1 protein-coding gene and 1 pseudogene are annotated in these 737 nt (G+C 66.6%); both read left to right on the top strand.

The features are described 5' to 3' along the window. Positions 1–338 (top strand): annotated as a pseudogene (locus AOK15_RS37820) (TetR family transcriptional regulator); the annotation flags it as partial. Between the two features lie 83 nt (positions 339–421). Further along, the coding region (locus tag AOK15_RS48950; protein ID WP_420877026.1) for an MFS transporter at positions 422–737 on the top strand (316 nt) is incomplete at its 3' end.

Below are 737 nucleotides of genomic sequence, written 5' to 3' on the forward strand. Positions count from 1 at the left end.
TGGAGGGCGAAGAGGCCCTGCACGCCATGGCCAACGCGTACACCAAGGTCATCGCCGAACCCCCGAACGACTGACTGATCAGATGCACCCACGGCGACGTACGTCGGCATGTGCATCTGCAGGCGTACCACGAGTTCGGCGACGCTGTACGGGCCGGCTGGATGCGCCTGTGGGACGCGATCCATCTGCCCCTCGGTGCGGACCCCGGCCGGACCACCGACTTCCTGGCTCACGGCATGCTCATCAACTGTCTGGTGGCCATGGGCTTCCCGCCGGAACACCGGGTCTGGGCAGGGATGTACCCGTCGGCGCGGGACACCGGCCGACTGGAGAAGTAGCGGCTCGCGAGAGGGACGGCAGGGTCGTTCCCTCACGTCCGCGAAAGTTATTGATCAATAACTAATCACTCGCTGGGGAAGACATGTCAAAGGAACTGAAGGAACTCGGGGAATCGAGGGAAGCCTCGCCCACGCGCGCGGGTGCCGTCTGGGCGCTCGTGGTGACCAGCGTCGCCGGATTCATGGCGTCCCTGGACAACCTGGTGGTGACGACCGCGCTGCCTTCCATCCGGGAGGACCTCGGGGGAGAGCTGCACGACCTCGAATGGACGGTCAGCGCGTACACGCTCACCTTCGCCGTGCTGCTGATGTTCGGCGCGGCCCTGGGGGACCGGTTCGGCCGGCGACGGCTCTTCCTCGTGGGCATCACGGTGTTCACGGGGGCCTCCGCCGCGGCGG

It is taken from the genome of Streptomyces ossamyceticus (assembly GCF_001418475.1).
GTDB lineage: Bacteria > Actinomycetota > Actinomycetes > Streptomycetales > Streptomycetaceae > Streptomyces > Streptomyces ossamyceticus.